This window comes from Streptomyces synnematoformans, assembly GCF_039531005.1.
Classification (GTDB): Bacteria; Actinomycetota; Actinomycetes; order Streptomycetales; family Streptomycetaceae; genus Streptomyces; species Streptomyces synnematoformans.
The window spans coordinates 1-6,283 of the sequence record NZ_BAAAPF010000373.1 but is presented as its reverse complement, the minus strand read 5'-3'; the positions used below and the strand labels follow the sequence as shown (position 1 = coordinate 6,283).

The following is a 6,283-nucleotide window of genomic DNA, read 5'->3' as shown; positions in this document are numbered from 1 at the left end:
CGCCCGCCGCCGGGCGCAGGCGGCGGGGCAGCAGCACGACGGGCGTCCCGGCCGCGGACCACAGCCCGGCGGCCGTGGCCGCGGCCACCGTCAGCGGCACCACGACCGCGGTCCTGAGCGGCGCGGCGTACAGCGGCCCGGCCAGCGCGTACCCGGTCACCGCGGCGGCGACGGCGAGATACCCGCAGGCCAGCCACGCGCCGGTGACCAGCGGCGCGAGCCGCGCCCGGCCGTCCTGCGGGGTCAGCGCGTCGCGCGCGGTCCGGTGCAGGAGGAAGACGGGCAGCGCCGTGAGCAGCAGCGGCGTGAGCCCGACGGGCGCGGGGACGCCGGTGCGGGTCTCGGTGCGCACGAGGTCGGCGCCGTGGGCGAGGAGCCACAGGTCGGCGACCACGTGCAGGGCGCCGCCCGGGCCGCTGTCCGGATACGGCGACGTGATCCACAGCAGCAGCACCAGCACGGCGAGAAACCCCAGGCCGAGGCCGGCGGCGAGGAACCCGCCCGCCAGCGCGGCGACCACGGCGGCGGCGCGGGCGCCCCGGGCCCGGCGGCGGGGTGACAACGACGGCGCGAGGTCGGTCAATTGGCTCACGGCCGCCATGCTGTCAAATACACCCGTTTCGCCCTGGTAACGAGCGAATGCCCGTCGTGTTGGCCACGATGATGCTATGGACCCTGACATATCGCCGCGGGCGCCGACGACGCCGGTCGGCCCGTGCGAGAGGCGCAGGAGGCGACGCGGGCGGGGACGGGCGGCGGGGGCGGCGGAGGCGGACACGCAGGAGATTCCGCTGGTGGGCGGCGGGGAGCCCGGGAGGGGGCCCAGCGGGACCGGCGCGGCGGGGAGCGGCGTGTCGGAGACCGGGGGGCCGGAGAGCGGCGTGTCCGGGACCGGCGTGTACGGGATCGACGTGGCCGCGAGCGGCTTCTTCGGGGCCGGCGGTGCGGGTGGTGGGGCGGTCGTTGGTGGTACGCCCCGGAGCAGGGCGGCGGTGCGACGGGCGCACCGCGTCGCGGTGTACGGCAGTCGGGCGTACCGGGCGGGGCGCCGGGCCGCCGCCGTGCGGGACTCCGCGTCGGCCGGCGACTCCGTCGCCGCCGCGGCGGGCGCCGCGTACGACGCCCTCTACCAGCGGTGCGCCGCCGACGTCACCCGGCACACGTACCTCCTCACCGGCGACCACGCCCTCACCCGCGAAGCCGTCGAGCACGCCTTCCACATCGCGTGGGAGCGGTGGCCCGAGGTGGCCTCCGACCGCGATCCGCCGGGGTGGCTGCGGGCCGCCGCGTTCGCGTACGTGCAGGCGCCCTGGGAGTGGCTGCGCGCCCGGCTGCGCGCGCGCCGCCGTCCGGGGCGGGGGCGGCGCGCGCGGCCGGAGGGGGAGCGGGGCAGGGAGCCGGACGGGGACCGGCACCGTGAGCCGGACGCGGACGAACCGTGCGGCGAGCCGGCGGACCGGCGGCTGTTCGCGGCGCTGCTCGCGCTGCCGGAGTCGTACCGCAGCGCCGTCGTCGTCTACGACGTCGTCGGGCTCGACCTGCCCGAGGCCGCCGCCGAGCTGGAGGCCACCACCATGGCCGCCGCGGGGCGGCTGACGCACGCGCACGAGGCACTGGCCGCGGCCGTACCGGAGCTGGGGCAGCTCCCGCCGCCCGAACGGGCGGAGGCGCTGCGCACCCGGCTGCGGCAGTTCGCCGCCGCGCAGCCGGTACGCACGCTGCCGCCCGGCGCCGCGCGCCACCGCAGCGAGCGCCGTACGGACCGGCAGCTGCGCCGCTACGGCATGCTCGCGGCGGCCGTCTTCCTCACCGCCGCGGCCGTCACCGCCTTCGGCGGGGACCACATCCACGACAAGGCCACACCCCCGACACCCCCGTGGCCGACCCTGTCGCCCGCACCGGACCACATCGCACCGGCACCGCCAGCCGCAGGCGCACCGCCTGCGCCGATCCGTCCCCCACCGACCGCACCACGCTAGGACCCGCCGTCAACGTCCCGCCTTCGGCGAGAACCACACCCGCAACAAAGCCACACCCCGGACGCCCCCGTGGCCGACTACCCGCACCGGGCCACATCGCACGGGCAGCGCCAAACGCGGGCGCACCGCCTGCGCCAGCCCCGCCCGCGGCCGGGGTACCGCCCATGCGCGCGCAAGCGCGCCATGGGCAAGCCTGACACCCAGTCGTCCCCCAGCGCTCCCCCACTGCGCGCAAGCGCGCGTGGGCTGTGCCTCCTGCGGCGCCGCCCTGCGGGCGAACGACGGGAGATCGGCCCCACTATGCGGGCACACCACACCGGCCACGCCGTACACCGCCGCCCCACCTCGCCCGCCCAACCCGGCCAGCGCACAGCGCCGACGGCCCACCCCATCACCCATTCAGGCGACCGGCCGCCGCGCACCGCGTTGACACGCGGAAGCGGGCCGCCCCGGAGGTCAGACCCGCTTCCGTTCCGTTCGCGGCAGACCGCGTAGCCCGCGGGCGAGCCGCGGATGCGCGCCGCTCAGCCCGCCAGCAGTTCGCGCGCCAGCCGCGCCGTCTCCGACGGCGTCTTGCCGACCTTCACGCCCGCGGTCTCCAGCGCCTCCTTCTTCGCCTGGGCCGTCCCCGACGAACCCGAGACGATCGCGCCGGCGTGGCCCATCGTCTTGCCCTCGGGGGCGGTGAAGCCGGCGACGTAGCCGACGACCGGCTTCGTCACGTTGGCCTTGATGAAGTCCGCGGCCCGCTCCTCGGCGTCGCCGCCGATCTCGCCGATCATCACGATCAGGTCGGTGTCGGGGTCGGCCTCGAAGGCTTCGAGGGCGTCGATGTGGGTGGTGCCGATGACCGGGTCGCCGCCGATGCCGACGCAGGTGGAGAAGCCGATGTCGCGCAGCTCGTACATCATCTGGTACGTCAGCGTGCCGGACTTCGACACCAGGCCGATCCGCCCCGGCTTGGTGATGTCCGCCGGGATGATGCCCGCGTTGGACTGGCCGGGGGTGATCAGGCCGGGGCAGTTGGGGCCGACGATGCGCGTCTTGTTGCCCTGCGCGCCCGCGTACGCCCAGAAGGCGGCGGTGTCGTGGACCGCGATGCCCTCGGTGATGACCACCGCGAGCGGGATCTCGGCGTCGACCGCCTCGATCACCGCGGACTTGGTGAACTTCTCCGGCACGAAGATGACGGTGACGTCCGCGCCGGTGGCGTCGATGGCCTCCCGGACCGACCCGAAGACCGGGATCTCCGCGCCGTCGAAGTCGACCTTCTGGCCGGCCTTGCGGGGGTTGACCCCGCCGACGACGTTGGTGCCGGACGCGAGCATCCGCCGCGTGTGCTTCTGGCCCTCCGAGCCGGTCATGCCCTGGACGATGACCTTGGAGTCCTTGGTGAGGAAGATAGCCATGGTTTTCTTCTGTCCTCTGTCCTTACTTGGCGGCCAGCTCGGCGGCGCGGTCGGCGGCACCGTCCATCGTGTCCACCTGCTCGACGAGCGGGTGGTTCGCATCGCTGAGGATCTTGCGGCCCAGTTCGGCGTTGTTGCCGTCGAGGCGTACGACCAGCGGCTTCGTCACGTCCTCGCCCTTGCTCTTGAGCAGTTCGAGGGCCTGCACGATGCCGTTCGCGACCGCGTCGCAGGCGGTGATGCCGCCGAAGACGTTGACGAAGACGGACCGCACGTCCGGGTCGCCGAGGATGATCTCCAGGCCGTTGGCCATCACGTCGGCGGAGGCGCCGCCGCCGATGTCGAGGAAGTTCGCGGGCTTGACGGCGCTGTGCTTCTCGCCCGCGTACGCGACGACGTCGAGGGTGGACATGACCAGGCCCGCGCCGTTGCCGATGATGCCGACCTGGCCGTCGAGCTTGACGTAGTTGAGGCCCTTGGCCTTGGCCGCGGCCTCCAGCGGGTTGGCGGCGGCCTTGTCCTCGAACGCGACGTGGTCGGGCTGGCGGAACTCGGCGTTCGCGTCCAGCGACACCTTGCCGTCCAGCGCCAGGACCTTGCCTTCGGCGGTCTTGACCAGCGGGTTGACCTCGACCAGGAGGGCGTCCTCCTTGACGAAGACGGTCCACAGCGACTGCAGGACGTCGACGACCTGGTCGGTGATCTCGGCAGGGAAGCGGGCGGCCTCGACGATCTCGCGGGCCTTGGCCTCGGTCACGCCCTCGTTCGCGTCGACGGGGATCCTGGCCAGCGCCTCCGGCTTGGTGGCCGCGACCTCCTCGATGTCCATGCCGCCCTCGACGGACGCCATGGCGAGGAAGGTGCGGTTGGCGCGGTCGAGCAGGTACGACACGTAGTACTCGTCGGCGATGTCGGCGGTCTGGGCGAGCATCACCTTGTGGACCGTGTGGCCCTTGATGTCCATGCCCAGAATCTGGCCGGCCTTCTCGACGGCGTCGTCCGGGTCGGCGGCGAGTTTCACGCCGCCCGCCTTGCCCCGGCCGCCGGTCTTGACCTGGGCCTTGACGACGGCGCGACCGCCGAGCTCCGCGGTCACCTGGCGCGCCGCCTCGGGCGTGTCGATGACTTCGCCGGCCAGCACCGGTACACCATGCTTGGCGAAGAGATCCCTCGCCTGGTACTCGAACAGATCCACGCGCGTCCGTCCCTTGTGATTCAGTCGTGTCGCGTTGTAATGGCAGGGTCGTCTTGCAGGTTAGCCCTGCCTGACAGCGCGGCATAAATCCGGGGTCACACCGGCGCGGTGAGAACGGTCACAGGTGCGGTCCGCGGGTGCGCGGGGTACGGAGGGGGCCGCGGGGGCCGGTCCCGCGCGGCGTCCGGTCCGCCTCGCCCCCGCTCACGCCGCCGTCGGGGCGGGCAGCGGGCGGCCTTCCAGGGCCGCCGCCATGACGTCGGGGAAGAGTTCCGGCGTGCAGGCGAACGCGGGCGCGCCCAGGGCGGCGAGCGCGGCGGCGTGGTCGCGGTCGTACGCGGGCGCGCCCTCGTCGGAGAGCGCGAGCAGCGCGACGAACTGCACGCCGGACGCCTTCATCGCGGCGACCCGCTTCAGCATCTCCTGGCGTATGCCGCCCTCGTACAGGTCGCTGATGAGCACGACCACGGTGTCGGAGGGGCGGGTGATGCGCTGCTGGCAGTACGCGAGCGCCCTGTTGATGTCCGTGCCGCCGCCGAGCTGCGTGCCGAAGAGCACGTCCACGGGATCGCTGAGCTGGTCCGTGAGGTCGATGACGGCGGTGTCGAAGGCGACGAGGCGGGTGGCGAGGGAGCGCATGGAGGCGAGGACGGCGCCGAAGACGGACGCGTAGACGACGGAGGCGGCCATGGAGCCGGACTGGTCGATGGCGAGGACGACCTCCTTGCGGACGGAGCGGGCGGCGCGCGCGTAGCCGACGAGGCGTTCGGGGACGACGGTGCGGTGCTCGGGGACGTAGTGCTTGAGGTTGGCGCGGATGGTGCGGTCCCAGTCGATGTCGCGGTGGCGGGGGCGCCGGGTGCGGGCGGCGCGGTCGAGGGCGCCGGTGAGGGTGGCGCGGGTGCGGGCGGCGAGCTTGCGCTCCAGGTCGTCGGTGACCTGGCGGACGACGGTGCGGGCGGTCTCGCGGGCCTCGTCGGGCATGGCCTTGGCGAGGGAGAGCAGGGTGCCCACGAGGTGCACGTCGGGCTCGACGGCGGCCAGCATCTCGGGCTCCAGGAGCAGCGAGGCGATGCCGAGCCGGTCGATGGCGTCGCGCTGCATGACCTGGACGACGGGGGTGGGGAAGTACGTCCGCACGTCCCCGAGCCACCGCGCCACCTGCGGCGCGGACCCGCCGAGCCCGGCCTGCCGCCGCCCGCCGCCGCGGGCGGGGGCGTCGGGGGAGCCGTAGAGCGCGGCGAGCGTACGGTCCATGCCGGCGTCGGCTCCGTCGAGCGCCTGCCCGGTCCCGTCCCCGCCCCCCTCGGCCCCGAGCACGAGCCGCCACCGCCGCAACCGCTCCCCTCCGGGGTCGGCGGAGTCGGAGGCGGGGGTGCCGGCGTCGGCGTCGGCGTCGGCGGGGGCGGCCGGAGGACCGGGGTCGGGGCCGGCGGGGGTGGGCGGGGTCGCGTCCGCGGCGCGCACGGAAGCGGCGGGCCCGGCGGCGGGGGAGAAGGTCGTCGGGGCGGGGTCACCGGAGGCGGGTGACGCCCCGGCCCAGGCTCCCGCACGGGGCGCCGGGGGCGCACCCGAGGCGGGCTCCGCGGCGGACATCGTCGGGGTGGGGCCATCGGAGGTGCGGGCCGCCGCGCCCCACGCTGCGGCACGGGGCGCCGGGGGCGCACCCGCGGCGGGCTCCGCGGCGGGGGACGTCGACA

General features: G+C 74.9%; 5 protein-coding genes. 1 reads left to right on the top strand and 4 read right to left on the bottom strand.

Annotation, left to right across the window (positions count from 1 at the left end):
- On the bottom strand, nucleotides 1-592 hold a 592-nt coding region (locus tag ABD317_RS32265; protein ID WP_344294654.1), incomplete at its 3' end, for a cell division protein PerM.
- Between the two features lie 289 nt (nucleotides 593-881).
- Between ABD317_RS32265 and ABD317_RS32260 the strand changes: the two genes are divergently transcribed.
- On the top strand, nucleotides 882-1,979 hold the full coding sequence (locus ABD317_RS32260) for an RNA polymerase sigma factor (RefSeq protein WP_344294652.1): 1,098 nt from the start codon (nucleotides 882-884) through the stop codon (nucleotides 1,977-1,979).
- 524 nt (nucleotides 1,980-2,503) lie between these two features.
- On the opposite strand, the gene sucD is transcribed toward ABD317_RS32260, so the two are convergent.
- From sucD to ABD317_RS32245, 3 genes are all read right to left on the bottom strand, one after another.
- Complete coding sequence (sucD, locus tag ABD317_RS32255; RefSeq protein WP_344294650.1) at nucleotides 2,504-3,388, bottom strand: succinate--CoA ligase subunit alpha; 885 nt, start codon at nucleotides 3,386-3,388, stop codon at nucleotides 2,504-2,506.
- Nucleotides 3,389-3,410: 22 nt separating this feature from the next.
- Nucleotides 3,411-4,583 carry an ADP-forming succinate--CoA ligase subunit beta gene (sucC, locus tag ABD317_RS32250; RefSeq protein ID WP_027755728.1) on the bottom strand — a complete coding sequence of 391 codons (1,173 nt, stop codon included), beginning with the start codon at nucleotides 4,581-4,583 and terminating at the stop codon, nucleotides 3,411-3,413.
- 204 nt (nucleotides 4,584-4,787) lie between these two features.
- A complete protein-coding gene (locus ABD317_RS32245; protein WP_425582493.1) occupies nucleotides 4,788-6,179 on the bottom strand; it encodes a VWA domain-containing protein in 1,392 nt (463 codons plus the stop codon).
- Nucleotides 6,180-6,283 lie beyond the last annotated feature (104 nt).

Bases quoted from the DNA above. Each gene is read 5' to 3' on its own strand.
- sucD (WP_344294650.1), bottom strand. From the start codon at position 3,388: ATGGCTATCTTCCTCACCAAGGACTCCAAGGTCATCGTCCAGGGCATG.
- ABD317_RS32245 (WP_425582493.1), bottom strand. From the start codon at position 6,179: ATGTCCGCCGCGGAGCCCGCCTCGGGTGCGCCCCCGGCGCCCCGTGCG.